The 20,377-nt window shown below is 53.9% G+C and carries 13 protein-coding genes, 1 tRNA gene and 2 pseudogenes; 5 read left to right on the top strand and 11 right to left on the bottom strand.

Features of this window, described 5'->3' with window-relative positions:
• Window positions 1-77: 77 nt before the first annotated feature.
• The 6 genes from BK667_RS32595 to queA form a co-directional block, all read right to left on the bottom strand.
• Window positions 78-626, bottom strand: a complete 549-nt coding sequence (locus BK667_RS32595; RefSeq protein WP_123509357.1) for a glycine zipper 2TM domain-containing protein — start codon at window positions 624-626, stop codon at window positions 78-80.
• A 119-nt stretch (window positions 627-745) separates the two neighbouring features.
• Window positions 746-1,660, bottom strand: coding sequence for a protein translocase subunit SecF (secF, locus tag BK667_RS32590; protein ID WP_123509356.1), 915 nt, complete (start codon window positions 1,658-1,660; stop codon window positions 746-748).
• A 9-nt stretch (window positions 1,661-1,669) separates the two neighbouring features.
• A complete protein-coding gene (gene secD, locus BK667_RS32585) occupies window positions 1,670-3,538 on the bottom strand; it encodes a protein translocase subunit SecD (protein ID WP_123410223.1) in 1,869 nt (622 codons plus the stop codon).
• 63 nt (window positions 3,539-3,601) lie between these two features.
• Window positions 3,602-3,940 (bottom strand): preprotein translocase subunit YajC, encoded by a 339-nt coding sequence (gene yajC / locus BK667_RS32580; protein ID WP_003185175.1) that lies wholly within the window; start codon window positions 3,938-3,940, stop codon window positions 3,602-3,604.
• A gap of 43 nt (window positions 3,941-3,983) precedes the next feature.
• Window positions 3,984-5,099, bottom strand: a complete 1,116-nt coding sequence (gene tgt, locus BK667_RS32575) for a tRNA guanosine(34) transglycosylase Tgt (RefSeq protein ID WP_161807656.1) — start codon at window positions 5,097-5,099, stop codon at window positions 3,984-3,986.
• 5 nt (window positions 5,100-5,104) lie between these two features.
• Window positions 5,105-6,169: a tRNA preQ1(34) S-adenosylmethionine ribosyltransferase-isomerase QueA gene (gene queA / locus BK667_RS32570; RefSeq protein WP_123509354.1), complete on the bottom strand. Its 1,065-nt coding sequence runs from the start codon at window positions 6,167-6,169 to the stop codon at window positions 5,105-5,107.
• Window positions 6,170-6,276: 107 nt separating this feature from the next.
• Here queA and BK667_RS32565 point away from each other — a divergent pair.
• A tRNA-Leu gene (locus BK667_RS32565) sits at window positions 6,277-6,361 on the top strand.
• 163 nt (window positions 6,362-6,524) lie between these two features.
• Window positions 6,525-7,709, top strand: coding sequence for a tyrosine-type recombinase/integrase (locus BK667_RS32560; protein ID WP_123600067.1), 1,185 nt, complete (start codon window positions 6,525-6,527; stop codon window positions 7,707-7,709).
• Window positions 7,710-8,087: 378 nt separating this feature from the next.
• Here the strand turns inward: BK667_RS32560 and BK667_RS32555 are convergent, their stop codons facing one another.
• Both BK667_RS32555 and BK667_RS32550 read right to left on the bottom strand, forming a co-directional pair.
• Window positions 8,088-8,357, bottom strand: coding sequence for a hypothetical protein (locus tag BK667_RS32555; RefSeq protein ID WP_123600066.1), 270 nt, complete (start codon window positions 8,355-8,357; stop codon window positions 8,088-8,090).
• Window positions 8,358-8,877: 520 nt separating this feature from the next.
• Window positions 8,878-10,005 (bottom strand): GGDEF domain-containing protein, encoded by a 1,128-nt coding sequence (locus BK667_RS32550; RefSeq protein WP_123600065.1) that lies wholly within the window; start codon window positions 10,003-10,005, stop codon window positions 8,878-8,880.
• Window positions 10,006-10,818: 813 nt separating this feature from the next.
• On the opposite strand from BK667_RS32550, the gene BK667_RS32545 reads away from it, so the two are divergent.
• The 3 genes and pseudogenes from BK667_RS32545 (at window position 10,819) to BK667_RS32535 (ending at window position 16,202) form a co-directional block, all read left to right on the top strand.
• Window positions 10,819-11,265, top strand: a complete 447-nt coding sequence (locus BK667_RS32545; protein WP_123600064.1) for a DUF4124 domain-containing protein — start codon at window positions 10,819-10,821, stop codon at window positions 11,263-11,265.
• 424 nt (window positions 11,266-11,689) lie between these two features.
• Window positions 11,690-14,998, top strand: coding sequence for a VPA1262 family protein (locus BK667_RS32540; protein ID WP_123600063.1), 3,309 nt, complete (start codon window positions 11,690-11,692; stop codon window positions 14,996-14,998).
• 172 nt (window positions 14,999-15,170) lie between these two features.
• Window positions 15,171-16,202: pseudogene (locus BK667_RS32535) on the top strand (IS110 family RNA-guided transposase).
• 1,251 nt (window positions 16,203-17,453) lie between these two features.
• On the opposite strand, the pseudogene BK667_RS33880 reads toward BK667_RS32535, so the two are convergent.
• The 3 genes and pseudogenes from BK667_RS33880 to drt4 form a co-directional block, all read right to left on the bottom strand.
• Window positions 17,454-17,665 (bottom strand): annotated as a pseudogene (locus BK667_RS33880) (hypothetical protein).
• An 8-nt stretch (window positions 17,666-17,673) separates the two neighbouring features.
• Window positions 17,674-18,105 (bottom strand): helix-turn-helix domain-containing protein, encoded by a 432-nt coding sequence (locus tag BK667_RS32515; RefSeq protein WP_123600060.1) that lies wholly within the window; start codon window positions 18,103-18,105, stop codon window positions 17,674-17,676.
• A gap of 340 nt (window positions 18,106-18,445) precedes the next feature.
• Window positions 18,446-20,086 (bottom strand): antiviral reverse transcriptase Drt4, encoded by a 1,641-nt coding sequence (drt4, locus tag BK667_RS32510; RefSeq protein WP_123600059.1) that lies wholly within the window; start codon window positions 20,084-20,086, stop codon window positions 18,446-18,448.
• Window positions 20,087-20,377: the final 291 nt, after the last annotated feature.

Raw genomic sequence — 20,377 nt, 5'->3', positions numbered from 1 at the left:
TATCGGTGGCTGATAAATAGCGGGCACAAAAAAAGCACCCTTTCAGGTGCTTCTTTTTGAATACAGCAATCAGCTCATCACTGAGCCGGTTGGTTCTGCGACAGAACCAGCTTGCCTTCTTTATCGACCGGAATCTGGTTGCCCGGATCGCGATCCATCCGCACCTTACCTTCCTTGCCGTCCAGCGAGTAACGGACGTCGTAGCCGACAACTTTATCGCTGATGTCATTCACGGTATTACAGCGAGTCTGGGTCGTGGTGTAGGTATCGCGATTCTGCATACCTTCCTGGACCTTGTTCCCGGCGTAACCACCGCCAACAGCACCCGCCACGGTGGCAAGTTTCTTGCCATTACCGCCGCCAATCTGATTGCCGAGCAAACCACCGCCTACCGCACCAAGGACCGTACCGAGGATCTGGTGTTGATCCTTGACCGGCGCCTGCCGGGTTACTGCAACGTCCTTGCATACTTCACGTGGAGTCTTGATCTGTGTCTTAACCGGTTCAACGGCCAATACTTGCGCATACTCAGGGCCGCTTTTAACCAGGCTGTAGGTGGCAACAGCGCCCCCGGCAGTCACACCGACAGCACCCAGTACCGCACCAACCAGCAACGACTTGTTCACATGAACCTCCTGACCATCACATGCGGGTCAAAGCCCGCGCTTCTCCCAGCCTTGGAGCACAAAAAAAGGCGCGAGTTCAACTCGCGCCTTTTTTGGCAGACAGCTGGAAGCGATGGCCGTTATGGACGGTCGTCGACTTCCTTCTCGGAAGCCGCAGGAGGAATCAGATCCTCGCTGCTCAGGTTCAGCCAGATCAGCACCACGTTCGCGATGTAGATCGACGAATAAGTACCCGCCAGAACACCGATGAACAGGGCGATGGAGAAGCCGAACAGGTTGTCGCCACCGAAGAACAGCAGCGCCGCAATCGCCAGCAAGGTGGAGATCGACGTCGCCATGGTCCGCAGCAAGGTTTGCGTGGTCGAGATGTTGATGTTCTCGATCAAGGTCGCCTTGCGCAGCACCCGGAAGTTCTCACGAACCCGGTCGAATACCACGATGGTGTCGTTGAGCGAGTAACCGATGATCGCCAGCACCGCCGCCAGTACCGTCAAATCGAAGGTGATCTGGAAGAACGACAGGATACCGATGGTCACGATCACGTCGTGAATCAGCGAAACGATGGCGCCGACCGCAAACTTCCACTGAAAGCGGAAAGCCAGGTAGATCAGGATGCCGCCCAGCGCCATCAGCATGCCGAGGCCGCCCTGGTCGCGCAGCTCTTCACCCACCTGCGGGCCGACGAACTCGACGCGCTTGACCGTCGCCGGGTTATCGCCGCCAACCTTCAGCAGCGCTTCAGCGACCTGATGACCCAGTTGCGGGTCTTCGCCAGGCATACGCACCAGCAGATCAGTCGTCGCGCCAAAACTCTGCACGATGGCTTCGTGGTAACCCGACTCAGTGAGTTGGGTACGCACCTTGGACACATCGGCCGGACGCTCGTAGGTCAGCTCAATGAGCGTACCGCCGGTGAAGTCCAGGCCCCAGTTCATGCCCTTGTGGAAGACGCTGAAAATGGCCAGCGCACTGAGGAACAATGTGACGCCGAACGCAAAGTTGCGAACGCCCATGAAGTTGATTGTACGTAACATGGCAGCCCCTTAAATCCACAACTTCTTGAAGTCCCGACCGCCGAAGATCAGGTTGACCATCGCGCGGGTCACCATGATGGCCGTGAACATCGAGGTAAAGATCCCGAGGGACATGGTCACTGCGAAGCCTTTGACGGGACCGGTGCCCATCGCAAACAGAATCCCGCCGACCAGCAATGTTGTCAGGTTGGCGTCGAGAATCGCGGTGAATGCCCGGCCGAAGCCTTCGTTGATTGCCCGTTGCACCGTCATGCCCGCCGCGATCTCTTCACGAATCCGCGAGAAGATCAGTACGTTGGCGTCGACCGCCATACCCATGGTCAGCACGATACCGGCGATACCCGGCAGGGTCAGCGTTGCACCCAGCAGCGACATCAGGGCCAACAGCAGCACCATGTTCACGCCCAGCGCGACGGTGGCGATGATGCCGAAGAAACGGTAGATGGCGATGATGAACAGCGAGACAAACAGCATGCCCCACAGCGATGCATCGATACCTTTGGTGATGTTGTCCGCACCCAGGCTCGGGCCAATGGTGCGCTCTTCAGCGAAGTACATTGGTGCAGCCAGACCACCGGCACGCAGCAACAGCGCCAGTTCGGACGACTCGCCCTGACCGTTCAGGCCCGTGATACGGAACTGAGCACCCAGCGGCGACTGGATGGTCGCCAGGCTGATGATCTTCTTCTCTTCTTTGAACGTTTGCACCGCGACGTCTTTCTCGACGCCATCAACCACTTGCTTGGTGTAAGTGGTGACAGGACGTTGCTCGATAAAGATCACCGCCATGCTGCGACCGACGTTGCTGCGCGTTGCGCGGCTCATCAGCTCGCCACCGTGGCCATCCAGACGGATGTTCACTTCTGGCGTGCCGTGCTCGCCGAAGCCAGCCTTGGCGTCGGTTACCTGGTCACCGGTGATGATCAGGCCACGCTCGATCTGTGCCGGCGGACGCTTGCCTTCACGGAACTCGAACGATTCGGAAGTGGCTTTCGAAGCACCTGGCTCAGCCGCCAGACGGAACTCGAGGTTGGCCGTCTTGCCGAGGATACGCTTGGCTTCTGCGGTGTCTTGCACGCCTGGCAGCTCAACAACGATGCGGTTGGCGCCCTGACGCTGGACGATCGGCTCAGCAACACCCAGCTCGTTGACGCGGTTACGTACCGTGGTCAAGTTCTGCTTGATGGAGTATTCACGGATTTCCGCCAGCTTGGCCGGGGTCATCGCCAGACGCAGCACCGGTTGACCATTCAGGTCGGCCGGAACAATGTCGAAATCGTTGAAGTTCTTGCGGACCAGCGCGCGGGCTTGTTCGCGGGTTGCTTCATCAGTGAAGCCCAGCTGAATGGCGCCGCCCAGTTGTGGCAGGCTGCGATAGCGCAGTTTCTCTTTACGCAACAGGCTCTTGACGTCGCCTTCGTAGACTTTCAGGCGTGCGTCGAGGGCTTTGTCCATGTCCACTTCCAGCAGGAAGTGCACACCACCGGACAAGTCCAGACCCAGCTTCATCGGATGCGCGCCGAGGCTGCGCAGCCATTGCGGGGTGGTTTGTGCCAGGTTCAGTGCAACGACGTAGTCATCACCCAATGCCTTGCGCACGACGTCTTTGGCCGGCAACTGGTCTTCAGCCTTGGTCAGGCGAATCAGGCCGCCCTTGCCGTTGGCCGACAGCGTGGCTGCCTTGACGTTGATCCCGGATTCCTTGAGCGCAGTGCTCACACGGTCCAGATCAGCCTGATTGACCAACAGCGCAGTGCTTGCACCGCTGACCTGAATGGCCGGGTCATCAGGGTAAAGATTGGGAGCGGAATAAATCAGACCGACCGCCAGCACCGCCAGGATCAGAATGTATTTCCACAGAGGGTATTTGTTCAGCATCACGCCGCCCGCTTATGACGCGGGGCGCCTTGCGCGCCCCGTCGATTGAGTAGAAGTTGAAACTTAGATCGCTTTTAGCGTGCCTTTTGGCAGCGTGGCGGCGATGGCGCCTTTCTGGAACTTCATTTCCACGGTGTCGGAAACTTCCAGAACCACGAAATCATCTGCCACTTTAGTGATCTTGCCGGCGATACCACCGGTGGTCACAACTTCGTCGCCTTTTTGCAGGCTGCCGAGCAGGTTCTTCTGTTCTTTGGCGCGCTTGGCCTGTGGACGCCAGATCATCAGGTAGAAGATGACCAGGAAACCGACCAGGAAAATCCACTCGAAGCCGCCGCCCATTGGGCCTGCAGCTGCCGGTGCAGCAGCGTCGGCCATGGCATTAGAGATAAAAAAGCTCATTTAGCACTCCAGTTGCAAATGTTGAATCTTGGGGTCAGAAAACTCAGTCCAAAGGCGGAACAGGTAGCCCGCGTTTGGCGTAGAAGGCATCGACAAAGGCGGCCAATGTACCCTGTTGAATAGCCTCGCGCAAACCAGCCATAAGCACCTGGTAATGGCGCAAATTGTGGATGGTATTCAACATGCTACCCAGCATTTCGCCGCACTTGTCCAGATGGTGCAGATAAGCACGGGAGAAGTTCTGGCAGGTGTAGCAATCGCAGGTCGGATCCAGTGGCGAATCATCATGGCGATGGAACGCGTTACGGATCTTCAGCACGCCTGTATCAATGAACAGATGCCCATTGCGGGCATTACGGGTTGGCATCACGCAATCGAACATGTCCACACCGCGGCGCACACCCTCAACCAGATCTTCCGGTTTGCCAACGCCCATAAGGTAACGAGGTTTGTCAGCCGGCATCAGGCCCGGCAGGTAATCCAGCACCTTGATCATCTCGTGCTTGGGCTCGCCCACCGACAGACCGCCAATGGCCAGGCCATCGAAGCCGATCTTGTCGAGGCCTTCCAGGGAGCGCATGCGCAAATCCTGGTGCATGCCGCCCTGAACGATGCCGAACAGCGCCGCCGTGTTATCGCCATGGGCGTTTTTCGAACGCTGGGCCCAACGCAACGACAGCTCCATGGACACACGAGCGACGTCTTCATCGGCCGGGTACGGGGTGCATTCGTCGAAAATCATCACGATGTCGGAGCCCAGGTCACGCTGGACCTGCATCGACTCTTCCGGGCCCATGAACACTTTCGCGCCGTCAACCGGGGAGGCGAAGGTCACGCCCTCCTCCTTGATCTTGCGCATCGCGCCGAGGCTGAACACCTGAAAACCGCCGGAGTCTGTAAGAATCGGGCCTTTCCACTGCATGAAATCGTGCAGGTCGCCGTGCTTCTTGATCACTTCGGTGCCCGGACGCAGCCACAAGTGAAAGGTGTTGCCCAGAATGATTTCCGCGCCGGTGGCGGTGATATCCCGCGGCAACATGCCCTTGACCGTGCCGTACGTGCCCACCGGCATGAAGGCCGGGGTCTCGACGGTACCGCGCGGGAAGGTCAGACGACCGCGACGAGCCTTGCCGTCAGTGGCCAGCAGTTCAAACGACATACGACTCATACAGTGTCCTCAGGGCCCGATTCTTTAGGGGCAGTCGGCGCAGGATTACGCGTGATGAACATCGCATCACCGTAGCTGAAAAAGCGGTAACCATGCTCCACCGCTGCTTTATAGGCAGCCATGGTTTCGGGATAACCGGCGAACGCCGAAACCAGCATCAACAGCGTGGATTCGGGCAAATGGAAGTTAGTGACCAAGGCATCGACCACATGAAACGGCCGGCCCGGAAAGATAAAGATGTCGGTGTCGCCACTGAACGGCTTGAGCACGCCATCGCGGGCGGCGCTTTCCAGGGAACGCACGCTGGTGGTCCCCACCGCCACCACCCGACCGCCCCGCGCACGGCAAGCGGCGACTGCATCCACCACGTCCTGGCCGACTTCCAGCCATTCGCTGTGCATGTGGTGATCTTCAAGCTTCTCGACCCGCACCGGCTGGAACGTGCCCGCACCGACGTGCAAGGTCACGAACGCGGTCTCGACGCCCTTGGCCGCAATGGCCTCCATCAGCGGCTGATCGAAATGCAGCCCCGCCGTCGGCGCCGCCACCGCGCCCAGGCGCTCGGCGTACACGGTCTGATAACGCTCGCGGTCCGAACCTTCGTCCGGGCGATCTATATAGGGAGGCAACGGCATGTGCCCGACGCGATCCAGCAGCGGCAACACCTCTTCGGCGAAGCCCAGCTCGAACAACGTATCGTGCCGCGCCAGCATTTCTGCCTCGCCGCCGCCGTCGATCAGGATCTTCGAACCGGGCTTGGGCGACTTGCTGGAACGCACATGGGCCAGCACGCGATGACTGTCGAGCACCCGCTCCACCAGAATTTCCAGCTTGCCGCCGGAAGCCTTCTGGCCAAACAGCCGCGCCGGAATCACCCGAGTATTGTTGAACACCATCAAATCGCCCGGGCGCAAATGCTCGAGCAAATCAGTGAATTGACGGTGTGCCAGGGCGCCGCTGACCCCATCCAGGGTCAACAGGCGACTACCGCGACGCTCGGCCAAAGGGTGGCGAGCAATCAGCGAATCAGGGAGTTCGAAAGTAAAGTCAGCAACGCGCATGATGGGGTTCGTCTAGCAGGGGCCGGAAGTCTAGCCGAAATAGTGAAAATTCTCTATGTACCTGATTGACCGACGGTAATCTCATCTCTATACTTCGCCGCCATTGAGCCCTGATGGCGGAATTGGTAGACGCGGCGGATTCAAAATCCGTTTTCGAAAGGAGTGGGAGTTCGAGTCTCCCTCGGGGCACCATCTAGAAATCCAAGGCGATCCTACGTGACCTTTGGTACCAAGCAAAAGGCCCGCTGCTAGCGGGCCTTTTGCTTTTCCACGTCCGAACACGGCCATTGCAATCCTAAAGCTAGTGAGTACATTTGTAGGTGACCCCGAGTTAGGCCACCGAAGGTGTACTCAAATGCCGCTCACCGTACTGCAAATTCAGAACGCAAAGCCTCAGATCAAACCGTATGGACTACCTGATGGCGGTGGGCTATCGCTTTGGATTAAGCCAGACGGCGGCAAGTATTGGCACTTCCGGTATAGGATCAACGGAAAACAGCCTCGTATTTCATTCGGCGTCTATCCCGTTGTCTCTCTTCAACTCGCCCGTGAACGCGCCGCCGAAGCACGAACGATGGTTGCTAAAGGCATTGATCTCAGCGAGAAGCGGAAAACTGACAAGCGCGCAGATGCAACGTCGCGCAGCAATACGTTCGAGTCGATAGCCAACGAATGGCATGCCCACCGCGCGGGAAGATGGGCATCCGCATCTGCTCTGAAAGCGCGAGCCTATCTTGATAAAGATCTGATACCTACACTCCGCAACAAACCTATAGATGCAATCCAAAGAACTGAGCTCGTCGCCACAATCTCGAAAATCGAGAAACGGGGCGCGCTGAATGTCGCCAAAAAATGCCGTCAGTGGCTTAACCAGATTTTTCGATACGCGCTAGCGAAGGGGTTATTAAATTATAATCCCGCCACGGACCTGGACGTTGTGGCTGCGCATGCACCAGCAACCAAGCATCACCCCTTTATTCCCTTTACCGAACTACCCAACCTACTCAGAAAACTGGATGAGAGCACTGCTGCCAACCTCTTGACCAAGTCTGCAATCCATTTACTACTCCTTACTGCAGCCCGCCCGGGCGAGCTCAGAGCGGCACCTTGGGGAGAGTTTGACTTGGATAGAGGCGTATGGACGATCCCAGCCAAACGCATGAAAATGCGCCGCGCTCATGCCATCCCTCTCCCAACCCAAGCGGTTTCTATTCTGAGAGTTCTTCAAGGGCTTACTGGATGCAACGAGCTGGTTTTTGCTGGGCGCAATGACCCAGATCGTCCAATGAGCGAGAACACGGTTAACAAATGTCTCTCGGATCTTGGGTTCAAGGGCCAACAAACAGGCCACGGATTTCGGCACCTTGTCAGTACCGAACTGAATAATCGAGGCTTCAATAGAGACTGGATTGAGCGCCAACTAGCTCACGGAGATGCTAACGAGATACGAGATACCTATAACCATGCCACATACCTAGATCAGCGTAGAAGCATGATGCAGGAGTGGGCCGACCTCGCATATCCTGTTGCATACGACTAATTTCGAGTTACAAAAAGAATTACTAAGTTCAGCCGCCACCTCGGCAGGGGGAATACGGTATTCAACAAAACTGTTTTGCCTATAGCTCATAAGAAGCGATGAAAATTTTTCACCTCGAATTTTGACCCTCTAACAGCATCTTCATTGTGTCTCGAGCGAACGCCCCTAAAAAATTAGTTAACGATATAGAAATTTCAAATCTATTAACTTCATCCTGATCAGAACGAATCCATTGCCAGAAAAAGTATGGGCCATCAAACGACCCCTCTCCACGAGCAGCAGATTTATTTAATCTTACCTACCTATCGTAATCTGCTGTGCGCACCTTTACTGAAAAAGGCAAGATCGAAGACACTTTGAAATAGAGTGCATGATGGCTCAGCCAATATCGAACGGCGAAATGACGAAAAGTTGATGAATACTGATATCAACGGGAGTTATCCAAGGACTCTGCTTGTTTTCAGCTCGCATCGCTAAGTAAGCCCTGGTGCTTGCAATATGCAGTTTTTGTTTTTGCTTCAACATCTGCTCAATCATTTGTTTTGGAATGCCGTAGTACCCGCAAGCTGGACAATCTACTTCCACAAAGTGGCTAGGCGAAATTAACTGTAACTCTATCGCCATAGATCCACAGATGAGACACGCCATTGTCGAGCACTCCCTGTAAATGACCTTTCAACTGTAGCTGATCACTAGCAGAGTGAATGCATTCCGACAGAAAAAACACGAACTTTTGGTTCCGGTCCAGCGTGAACGCTGGGAATGCCAATTACCTAGGGGCTATAGCATCTCACGCTGATCATGTCTCGTACGCTGGCTTCTTACGCTTGGCAGCTACAAATAATTGCTCGCCCGCTGCCTGCCGTGCTGATGAAAACAACATCATCTGAGTCTTAGTTGCGTCAAACTCGTCAATAGGTAGTAAGGCTGGAAACCAAAATCGCTCTACCTACCGCACACACCCCAAAGCCGACTTTGCAGTTCGAGCTTGGAAGGACGGTGTTGTTTGTAAAAAAGGATTGATACAATTACTCCAGCAGACGGTAAATAAGATGCATTTCTGCTTTTAAGTGAACCCATTTGTCATTAGTTGACGCTTCGCATCTGACCATCTGCTTTGGCTCAAAAGCCGCCTGCTACGGATGAAGGTTTCGGCCAGAAGCCAAATCTACTGAGCAACAGCGACTTGATTACGCCCTAGCGCCTTAGCTCGATACAGTGCTTTATCAGCATTGTTCATCAAGCTGTGCAGATCTTTATTACCGGCATCCGTTGACGCTACGCCGAGGCTGGCTGTTATGCAGTGAACAGGCTCGATCATCAATCCAGCAATTGTCTGGATGAGCTGTTCTGCAATCTTAACGGCGACCTCAATGGAGGTGTCCGGGAGCAGAACTGCGAATTCTTCTCCACCTAACCGGCCGTGGATATCCATTGCACGAAAGGATGAACTGATGACCACACCCATTTGGCGCAAAACCTGATCCCCAACCTGATGGCCGTAGGTGTCGTTGATATGCTTGAAGTGATCCATGTCCAACATTACGGCGCACAACCCTAACCGGTTGGTTTTACATTCGTTGTAGAGCTGCTGAGCATGCTCGAAAAAAGCTCGTCGACTCTTCAGGCCGGTCAGTTCATCGGTTTGTGCTGCACGGGTTGAAATTCTGTTCGCCTGTTCCATTTCACGGGTTAGACGAAAGGCGGTTTCCATTGCCTCGGACATTTTTCGTGTCGCGCGGGCAACAAATGACGCGAACACCAAAACCGAGAGTGCCATGCCGACTTGAATCGTGGACGATTGAAACAGCAGCCAGGCGGTGCACGGCAACAGAACCAGGCCAACGGACACTAGTGTCATATAGCGGTAGGCCGAGTAGCAGGACACCGCGCTGACAGACATCCCGACAGTAAAGAGCATGACCAACGCCTGCGACAAAAGATCGTCTGCTGGCATGACAACGAATGCGCCTCCCCCCCAGATGCTGGCGGATAACACGAGCGTGCTCCAGTATTTTCGCTCCCAGCGTTGAGGCGTACATTCACTTTCGTTGCTGCGAAAATAGGCAACAAACATCGAGATGCGCAACAGCGTCGATCCGGTCAGTATGACCAACCACCAAAGAACAACGCTGTGTTCAAAACGATCCCAACACAGCCAACACAGCATGATGGCAGCGAGGTAACTACCAAAAACCGCAGAAACTGATTGGCGAAATAGTTGATGCAATCGGTCAGTTCGCACCTGCTCAGCTATGAAAAAATCTTGGTCATTCCGAGATCCTGGGCCATCCATGTGATCCACCTGATCATGACGCAACTAAAAAACCATTGTGGCACCCTGCCACCAAAGCAAACAACCAAATTACGCTCGTGACCGTCCGCAAAGCTCTTGGAGAATTGCCCCGACTCGTAGCCAAGCCCGAACGCCAACCAGTTCAATGAGCTGCGCTCCTGTCGACCCATGAAGAGCGACCATCATGGGGCGAACATGGCCTGTCGCCACAAAAGATGTAGATGACTTCACTTCTAGAGTAATGGGCTCCGAATACTCCATACCCTTGCGCACGAGCGTCTGGAACCTCCTCTACGCGGGGCAATCAACCTAGTATGAATCTGAAGAACTGGGACGTTGATCTATGACGACGAACGATGATCTGATTGATTGGAATGGCCGCTGGCGAATCTCTAACAGCGTGGTGTCTTGCAGAACCTGCCAAGCACTGCAGCAAGAGATTGATCGTAGTGCAGCGTTTGTGCATTCGCCCGGCTGTGGGTACGCAGGACAACTACGTAACCCGTGGGATGACTTGGACGCCATCTGCAAAAAATTTGGTCACACCACCTAGACCACCCGTCCAAAAAAACTTTCATTCCAGATCTGCAATGTCCCCTATGGGGAGATTGCAGCCCACTGACAAACAGCTTCCAGCCAAGGGGGCCTTCTTCGAAAGCCTTCTCTCCCTTTCCGATAAAAAGCACACGTCCGGCAGCAATGTTGACCATTACGGCTATCATCAATACCACTGTACTTTTTTACGATTAAGTTCAGAGAGGGGAAGCGTCACAGCGGTTTGCGGTGTCGTCCAGCCTTCTTGGGGGTTGCATTATGAAATGGACTTTGTACTTGGCACTCGCGGCCCTTTGCATCACCATTGTCCAAGCTGCGGATGTGTACAAATGCACCACCTCAGATGGTCGTGTGATTTTCTCGAACTCCGGGTGCGGGACCGCAAGCGGAAGCGCAGAACTACAAGAGCTGAAAATCAACAACATGGGCCAGCCCATAAAACCATCATCATTTGGACAACCGAAAACCCAAGGCGCGGATCGGGATTCGCCTCATAACTCGCCGACTGTAGTCCGGGACTCCGCCAATGAAAATACAGCGGATGCTCATATCAAGCGGCGCCTAAGGGCGCAGGAGGAGTACCTCGACAGCCTGAAACCGAAAATCCCAGGCGTGACGGTGATCAAAGACGAGGGAAGCGAAACCAATCACGAAAAATCGATGCGATTGAGAGATGAGGCTCAAGAGCTTTACTACCAACACTAATTGTTTTGAGTGACTAGTTTAATTGATAGTCCCGCGCGACCGAACTTTGCGCGCTTCTCTAGCGTTTATCTAGTGGACAATTAATACGGTCGTTTCGCTCCAAGGTACGAAGCCGCTCTTCGTCGCAGTCAGTAGTCGGCAGTCAGCAACCGGCCAGAAGCAAACAATCGAGAATGTTGGGTTTGACCCAAAGCCGACTCTCACTAGTGACTATCTCGGCCAACGAATCTTCGCAGTCCGTGCTTCCGATCTCTATTTGCCTTATTCACTATGCTGGTGGAAGGTACTCCCGCTTCCGCAATTTCGTATGCGCTCTAGCCTAGCGGTATCTACCCTCCACCTTATAAATCTGCTCAACGCTCAGTTCTTAGCTCCGATGAAGGCTGGCCGGTGGCTACCTTGCCTCTCACTAAAAGGAAGTAAGATGACTATCAACTTCGAGTCCTTAGCATCTGACTTTAGGCTACACGATCTCTTCGGAGACACCGACATTCTCAGCGCCACTCAACTGTGGGTACTGGAGGTCGAGCGCGAGAACACGACCGAGGTCAAATTTCTATACGGACGCTCTCTGCCAGGTACCTTCTGTACAGATAAATGGACGGGTACGACCAGCAGCAGGACCCCTCTTGGCGCGAATAGCACCGTAAAAACTCACGCACTGACGCTACATACGTCGGCCGACAAGCTAAAGGCTTTCGTCCGAAGCTTCCTCGATGGTGCTTCTCTTCGGGAAGCGAGTCTCCGGGCGGATATCGAGCTAGATGCGAAACTGGTTGGACACGTCCTAGACGTCAACTTTGGCGGCAAACCCACTGCTCGGCCAGTGATGCATTTTCCATCACATGACTTGTATTTTTACCACATCAAACGGTTGAGTCCGACGAGCCTTGCTAGTGCCAATACTGGCGCTGTCTCATCGCCGAGCAAACCATTGCTTTTTGCTGCCGCTGAAGAGTTTGAGACTAAGCTTGCCAGGGCCGCGTGTGACGCGCTGGACGCCGATACGGGCATGGAGTTCGGTACCTTGGACGCTTGGCGTCTTGGGGATTTCGAGTTCGTCTGTGTGCCCGGTCTGACCAAGAACGAACGTCTGAAATTCAAGCTGGAGCTCAAAGGGAAAAACTCTTCGCTGAAACTGTTCGAGCCGCTAACGCGGGATCCTGCGGAGCTTTTGGTGGTAGTGAACTCCTACAGCGACGGTGCCTCGCAAATGTCGTACATCACTCGCCTGCCTAGGGATGTTGAGTATCCCGTAGACCATATCTTTGCCATCGATACCTTCAAGAACCAAGTAGCTACCGCGTACAGCCTGGAAATTTACGCCGTCGGTGCTGACGGCGGGGAATCGAACCTAGTGCTACAGACTGGCTCCTATTTCATTCGCAGCGTGAACATGAATATGCACGTCGTCGAATCCATTCACTCAACCGGTCGTATGGATTGGCTCGCGAAGCAGGTACCACACAAGGAGAAAACCAAGCTTGAAGCAGCGGGCCGTATTGGCCGAGCTCACCGGCCCAACCGCTCCGAAATCGGCGGGCACGCCGATGATCCTTGGGTCACTCAGAATCGGCTGATCGAGGACAATGTAGGTTCGCTGTTGCCTAAGCCCTCCAACGGACGCTTTTTCCAGACACTGTCGGTGAGTGGCGGAACGAGCCGCCTGCAGTTGACCGATTGGCTGCGAAAGATCTTGGAGCAGCACCATGACGCTCAGGTTGCTTGGATCGATCCGTACATGGAAAACGCGGGCATCGACCTGCTCAACACGCTTGGCACTGCGACCAGCGAGTATCTCATCATCACGACCGAAAAACTGTCCACTGAAGACTCCAAGGCTGCTCCAGGTGAGCCAAACCGCATCCAGAAGTTGCTGGCGAGCTGTGCTGCTTGGGGTAAGGGCTACTACGGTAACGTCCAGCTGAGGGTACTTGCTGTACCGGAAAGTAAACTTCACGACCGGATGATCCTAATCCGAGCGGCTAATGGAAGACCTATTGCCGGCTACCACTTGTCCAACTCTATACAGCGAGCCAACATTGAACATCCGCTTCTGGCCACCCCAATCCCGCTTGACGTGTTACCGAACGTCTTCGTATTAGCGGACCGTATCATCCAAAGCACTCTGCACACGGACGGCAAGAAAGCGCCCACTGCAAAGCTCATTTTTGATTCCAGCACTGAAAGCCCGAAGGAAGAAAACGATCCAATACTGCTAAGTCACCGCTCGTCCTTCACGGATCACAAACGGTCAGGAGATGTCCTTGCATGGTGGTTGGACGATCCAGAGCTGGCCGGTCGCTCAGGATCAGAATTGCACGATCTGATGCAAGCCAAGGGGAACCTAGAAGAAGGCAAGCTCGCCCCAAAACGTTTCGAGGACATTCCAACGAAATTCTGGAGCGATGGTTTTTTGCTCCCAGACGTCCACTCAGCATGGGACGCCGCAGGCTTTGTATTGGCTCATTCACATGCCGGTCACCTTTACAACGATGGCCAGACGTCACTGCCGGATCCACTGACGAGCGACCTTCTCGCGCACCTGAGCTCAACGCGGCAAGACGCGTTGGCGCCAAAGGTCAAAAAAAGCTATTTGGACATTGATTACTATCAACGCAAAAACCTCAAAGAACTATTACTCTCCAACGACCATCCGGAACGAGTGTTTGGACATTCAACCACCGATATCGCTTGGAGCGATTACTACGCCATCAAGATCCTGTGGTGGAAGGCGCCCCAAGCACTTGTCAATTGGCTGGATCAGGAATGCTCCAGTCCAATGAATGAAAACCTTCGCAGGCGTGCGTTAGTCGACCAGGCTCTGCGGCTCATTTGCCTGTCGCTTGAATTCGATAAGGATCCGTCGCAAATCAGTGCACTCTTGAGATGTAAAGCAAATATCCCGGTCTGGGTAGGCGTCCATGCTTTCAAGGGTGCGCTCAACGCCAGCACCTTCACGGTCGATGCCCTTGGTATGCTCGACATGCTCCAATCCGGGGATCGGCAATCCACGTTATGCTGGCTGATCAATGAGGCCAACTATGTCGATTCCTCTGCCAAGCTTCATTTAGTTAACAGGCTGACTGCCTCGATCGAGAGTCCGCTCAGCGACGTACAGCTGAAAGACATCCTCCAACCTGTACGTGGTCGCCTCGGAAGGCTCCATCACTTCACGCCCTGGATCCTGGAGTCAATTCTGATCCCGATGCTTGGGCTAAAGGTCGTCGACGTTGCACAAGTGTCACGCGAGTGGCTGGGGGACCTCACCACCCAGTGGAAATCTGCGCTCAAAGGCGGTTCGCTTTACTTCAAGTTTGATGGGGATGGAGCCTTCACCGACGAGCTCGCTACGTTGAGCGCACACCTTGCGCCAGCAGATCGGCAGTACCTCGTAGGTGAGCTCTCCAAGATCTTTAATAATCTTGCTCGGACTATTCGCCAGCCGCTGAGCGCGCAGGTCGATTGGACATCGTTCATCCGTGCGCATGAGGTCAACCTCTGGCTCTATGCCCTCGCCCGCCGAATCGCGGCTCTTATCCACACCGATGAAAGTCAACCGCTGAAGAAGCTTCTGGAGGACAGTGAGTCGCTGATTGAGCGAATCTCGGTTTCGGAGTGGGAAACGCTACCAAGCCAGGAACTCCTGAAGTATCTAATGGACGATCCTGACCAGATCAAATCTCATCCGCTACTGGATACCATCGCTTCTGCTATAGACAGCAGTCTTTGACTTAAGGAAAAGTCTGAACTACAAAACACCCGCTGAAAGATTTAGCCAATCTGTCGCATCGACCGGTTGAATCCACAGCCAAAAGCAATGGGATGGACTCCTCCTCACTTCGGCATCTTGAGTGCCAGACTGAAAGTGCGAACCACAGTCAACGGTGAGAAGGAGTCCACACATGAAGCTTATGCGAATTGGGGTCGACCTGGCCAAGAACGTGTTTCAGATCCACGGCGTGGATTGTCATGAGCTACCCGTCTGGCGGCAGCGCCTACCGCGTGATCGCTGGCTGCAAACGGTGTTGGAAAAGATCGAACCTGGCTGTGAGATCGGGATGGAGAGTTGTGGCGGTGCGCATCACTGGGCTCGGCAGCTACAAGCCCACGGATTTCGAGTCAAGCTGGTCGCGCCGCAGTTCGTCAAACCGTACGTCAAGAGCAACAAGAACGACGCGAACGATGCCGAGGCGATCTGTGAAGCGATGAGCCGTCCCAGCATGCGCTTCGTCGCCATCAAGACCATCGAACAACAGGATATCCAGGCGACGCATCGCATCCGGGCCGGCTTAATCGAACAGCGGACGGCCAAAGCCAATCAGATCCGCGGGCTGGTCGCCGAGTACGGTCTCGTTGCACCGAAGGAATTGCTGATGCTGCGTCGTGCAATACCGTGCTGGCTAGGGGATGCGGATAACGGTTTGACGGCACGCTTTCGTCGTCTGCTGGATGGTTTGTGGGACGACCTTCGTGCGCTGGATGGGCGTGTTTGACAGCTCGACGGCGAGATCACTGCGATCGCGACAAACGAGCCGTCCGCCGTTCGCCTTCAGCAGCTGCGCGGTGTCGGCCCAATGATCGCCACAGCACTCGTCGTCGCTCTCGGTGATGCCCGTCAGTTTGCCAATGGCCGACAGTTTGCCGCCTCGCTGGGACTGACACCGAGGCAACACAGTTCTGGTGGTAAGGATCGACTACTCGGTATCAGCAAGCGCGGTGATACGTATCTGCGAACATTGATGGTGCATGGCGCACGCTCGGCGCTACGCACAGCCAAATCCAAAGAGGATCGGCTCAGCCAGTGGGCCGTTCGTTTAGCCGAACGATCGCATCCCAATGTGGCCGCTATTGCGCTGGCCAACAAAACTGCACGCATGGCTTGGGCGATGCTGCGTCACGGCACTGATTACCAACCGAATCAGGCAGCGGCCTGATCTATTTACCCGACGTGTTCTACAAGAGAAACAACTCTTAACCACGATTGCGAAGCAACCTGAACGATGGCAAACCGGTCGAACCGGCGTCGGCAAAACCCTCGAATGTCCAAGTGCGAAAAGCACGAAAAAGCGATCGGGAGCCGGCGCGCGAATAGCCCATCATGGCCCTGCATCGAAACGATGCCGTATTTAGAGGCCGAATATACGTGTGCAGTCGGCACGGGCGCCAGAGCAACGGGGCTTGCAATGAGGGGGAGTCCATATACGGACGTTCGATCCAAGTGCTGCTTCTAGCCAATAGCTGACGTTGGTGCAGGAGAGGAGGTTTTCCATACCGTCAGCGAAATGAGCCACAGCAAACGTCATGTCTTCCAGAGCAAAAATACGAACCACATCGGTAGCAGGAGCACCACGGGGAGCACGATCAGAAGAACGAGGCCCTGAACGACATACCTCCAGCGGTAGAGTCGGGTCCCTTCAGTAGCGTCCCTGGCGTCCTTCCACACATCCCAGAGTTCGAAAATTCTGAGCAATTCAAGAAGGTCTAGAATATTAATAAGCACTTCTGGTCCTTCTTCAAGAATGATGACAGTGGTAGCGTGCGGGGCAACTATCGGTTAATCGCAACTACTGGTGAACGACCGATTTCGCCCCAGAGCTGCCCTTCGCGGAAGGCAGCCCACGGCCAAGAGCGGCCCGTAGACACTATAATGGCGAAATAGTAGCCTATATCACTAGTGGGCAAGAGAAAATCATCAGCGGATCACTTTGGATGATGTCGAGAGATGGGACCCGAAACTGAAGACCTGATCTTCATTCTTGGGGGCATCATGCTGCTGTTCGATCGGCTTCATCTGGCGTTCACTTATCTGCACGTAGAACTGTCTGTCCCTCGCAACCAACGAAAAACTAAATCGCCAAGGAAGTCACATGCCAGTCACATGCCCAAGTTGTGGTTCTGATAAAACACAAAAAAGAAATATTGGGACGAAAGTCGCAGGAGGGGTTGGAGCAGTAGCAGGTGGGATAGGAGCAGTAGCAGGCGGGGGCGAAGGCGCCGCTGCTGGTGCCGCGATAGGAAGCGCACTGTTTCCTGGGGTTGGGACGCTCGTTGGCGGTGTAATCGGTTTTTTAGGTGGCTTGGCAGTAGGTGCTACTGCGGGAGCAGTGGCAGGGAAAGCCGTAGATGAATACATCTTAGACAATTACAAATGCAACGCATGCGAACATACATTTAGTACAAGCTGATTACAGCTCGACGGCAAAGCGGCCGACCGCAGAGAGACTCGCCCAGGTGCGCAGTGCCTCGCGGCGCGAGCGCACTGGCGGCCAGCGGCTACCGACGACACTCAGGCGGACGGACGAAGTCTACTTTCAGCCTCCTGGCTGGCCAGCACCTCGCGCACAGCGCCACCTTCGAGCATGGCGCGCAGCGTCTCCTCGTGAATTCCAGCCCGCATACCGCGCCCTAGATCAGGTGACGAAAAGTAGGTTCGATGTTGCGGCTATGCAGCAACTTCACAATGTCTTCCAGAGAAGCATCCTTAAGCATCAGCTCAGCCGCTACCTCCTGGCCAGCTTCCGCTTGCGGGTCCTCCCACTGGTTATTCGAGTCCAGAGGACCGCTTTCAAATAATCCGGAGCTGTAGATCGATTCGGTCTTGCTAATGAAGTCATCAATATCCGTAGGAATCTGAAAACCCAACGCACGATTTAGCGCTAGCCAAGTGCTGTCCGGGCGTGGACGGGCGAACTCACCACAATCGGGTTCTTCATAACGACGGGGCATGACCTCATGAACACCTGCGGCACGGGCTAACGCAGCGCGGCTCATGCCGCGCAGCTCGCGACGGGCTTTCAATGCGGCAGGGAAATCAGGGTCACGAGGATAAGGGAGCATAAAGTCACCAAAAGTTTGTTTAAGGAGCCTAAAAGCGGGCCCGCCACCACTATACGCAGCTTTTTAAAACTATCAACCCCATAAAAAACACTTATCCAACTTTTAATATTTCATAATCTGCGTTGTGCTTAGTCTCGTTTGCTTACCTTGACTCGGCTCCGCAGTGGGTCAGCACCGGCTAAGGGCCCGAATCAATGTGGCAGGTCTGTCGGATACGACCGGCCGCTATGGGTCGGTGGCTGCCCTTCGTGACAGACAGCAACCGGACAAAAGAAGACGATCAGCCATGGCCTGTAGCTGCCAATATCAATCTGTCACGGCTTCAAAAAATTCAATAATTTTAGGCAGGACGCCGTTGTACGAATTCTTCGAATGTATATGGCCCATGCTCTGGCTCAAACGCATCTGCAAATTCCAGATGGGTGCAATACGATTCAGCTAGGCTTTCATTTCCTTCTGGTGGCATGAAGTCAACCTCCATTTCTTTCATGATTTCGAATACGGGCGATTTGTAGGGGTTGGGTATGTACCCCTTGATAAAAGCTTGATAAAGAAACACCCACTGCCGATCTTTTTGATAAACATCAAGTTCGCTTAGGGTTTCGAATACTCGTTGTAGGTTCTCTGTCCAGCCGGTTATTTTCATCAATATACACATTGACAGGCAGTCTTGAGAATTGATAACCGCCGCTTCTGCTAATGTGTTGAGGGCCAGTCCATGCTTGCCGATGAAGTGTAGAGGCCAGCACATTCCATCCGAGCGCCCATTTTTGGAGTTCTCGATTATGATTTGGTTTAGCCTTTCCTCGTAGTCAGAGTGTTGAACTTCATGCTTTTCAAAAATTATCCCCAAGTAGGGCAGTAATAGCGGGTAATGCCAGCTCAAGTTTGTCACATAGTCAGTGACAACTCTGATCCAATCATCATTAAGCAAGTGGATTAGTTGCTGCATAGCGTATTTTAATACGCTGCCATCCGGTGTTTGATTGTTGAGTGAAATCGCATATTCTAAAAAGTGTATCGTATCATCCGTGTCATACTTCTTGCCTTCGCCAACTTTTTGAGGAAGTGCGGCATGAAGTTTTGCCACCCAGTCCGTTTGTATTGCAGCGGGCAATGGTTCGACTTTGGTTTTCGATAAGTTTAATGAGAACTTGAACTTTTTCAATTCGCTGGCAAGCTTTTGCAAAAAGCGTTCGGCCTCCGATGAATCTGCGCAATAACATACATAATCATCAACATATCGCACAAATTCATATTCTTCTTCACGTAGTCTCTCGTCCACTACGCCAAGTATAAGTTCTACGATGACTGTCGATGTCGCTGGTCCGATTGTAATGCCCTGAGTTTCAAGACGTCGTGTATTCCTTTGCCACTTATCCAATTCTTTAGACCAGTGCTTGTTGCTGTTGTCCTTTACCCCAAGCTGTCTCTTGGCTTCTTCCTCACCCATTCCCGCCCATTCAATAGCATGCGTATAAACAGAGTTAAAGCAACTTGCAACGTCCGTATTCACCAAGTAACGCTTGCCGAATGATGTCCGGCTTTTCTCCAGAACTTTCTCTCGAAAGCTGTCGTAGTTCATCACTACCAATCGTTTGTCAGCATGGAAGTATGGTTTGATTTTACTACTTTCGTTATCGCAGATTCCCCGCATGTGCTCCCAATTTTCAGAGATACATTTTGCAAGCCGCCCGTATGCCTGCGGATGGGGAATTCCTAGAAGTCTGGGCACGTTGTTATACCGAGTGGACGCATATTCAACAAAATCAAAGCCCTTCGAAGGCCTTCCTGCCTTATTGCTCTCTGGGTCCTTTGCACGTTCATCGCATGCGTCTGGCTCCTGGATGATTCGAAGAACTACTTCGGGTGTGAATCGTCTGGAATCGAAGATCGGTGGAATCTCGCCAACGCCCTGCTTTTGATTAGGGAAGTAGTTGAATCGGGTAAGCGCTTCAAACACAAATCGTTCGTCGTCCATTTTGTAACCTGTCCTATTAAATGAAGTAACTTGTCTGGATCCATGCTTGTTTGTGTGCTGAAGGCACCGTACCCAGGTCGATATCTGGGTTTACCTTTCAGGTGAGTAGGGTAGTCGAAGATGTTGTTACTGGCAGCGTTGCCGACATTGAACGCCCGGGGGTTTGGATACTGCTTGATCGTAAGCAAGCAGGTGATGTTCCCATCGTGACGAAACTCGCTAGGTTGAAGGTCTGCTTTTGGCCGTTTTCCGCCTGTCATGACCGGCTGAAAACGGCCGAGGCTGTGTAAA

The sequence above is a fragment of the Pseudomonas frederiksbergensis genome (assembly GCF_003732705.1).
Lineage (GTDB): Bacteria > Pseudomonadota > Gammaproteobacteria > Pseudomonadales > Pseudomonadaceae > Aquipseudomonas > Aquipseudomonas frederiksbergensis_F.
This window is presented reverse-complemented; position numbering and strand designations above follow the sequence as displayed.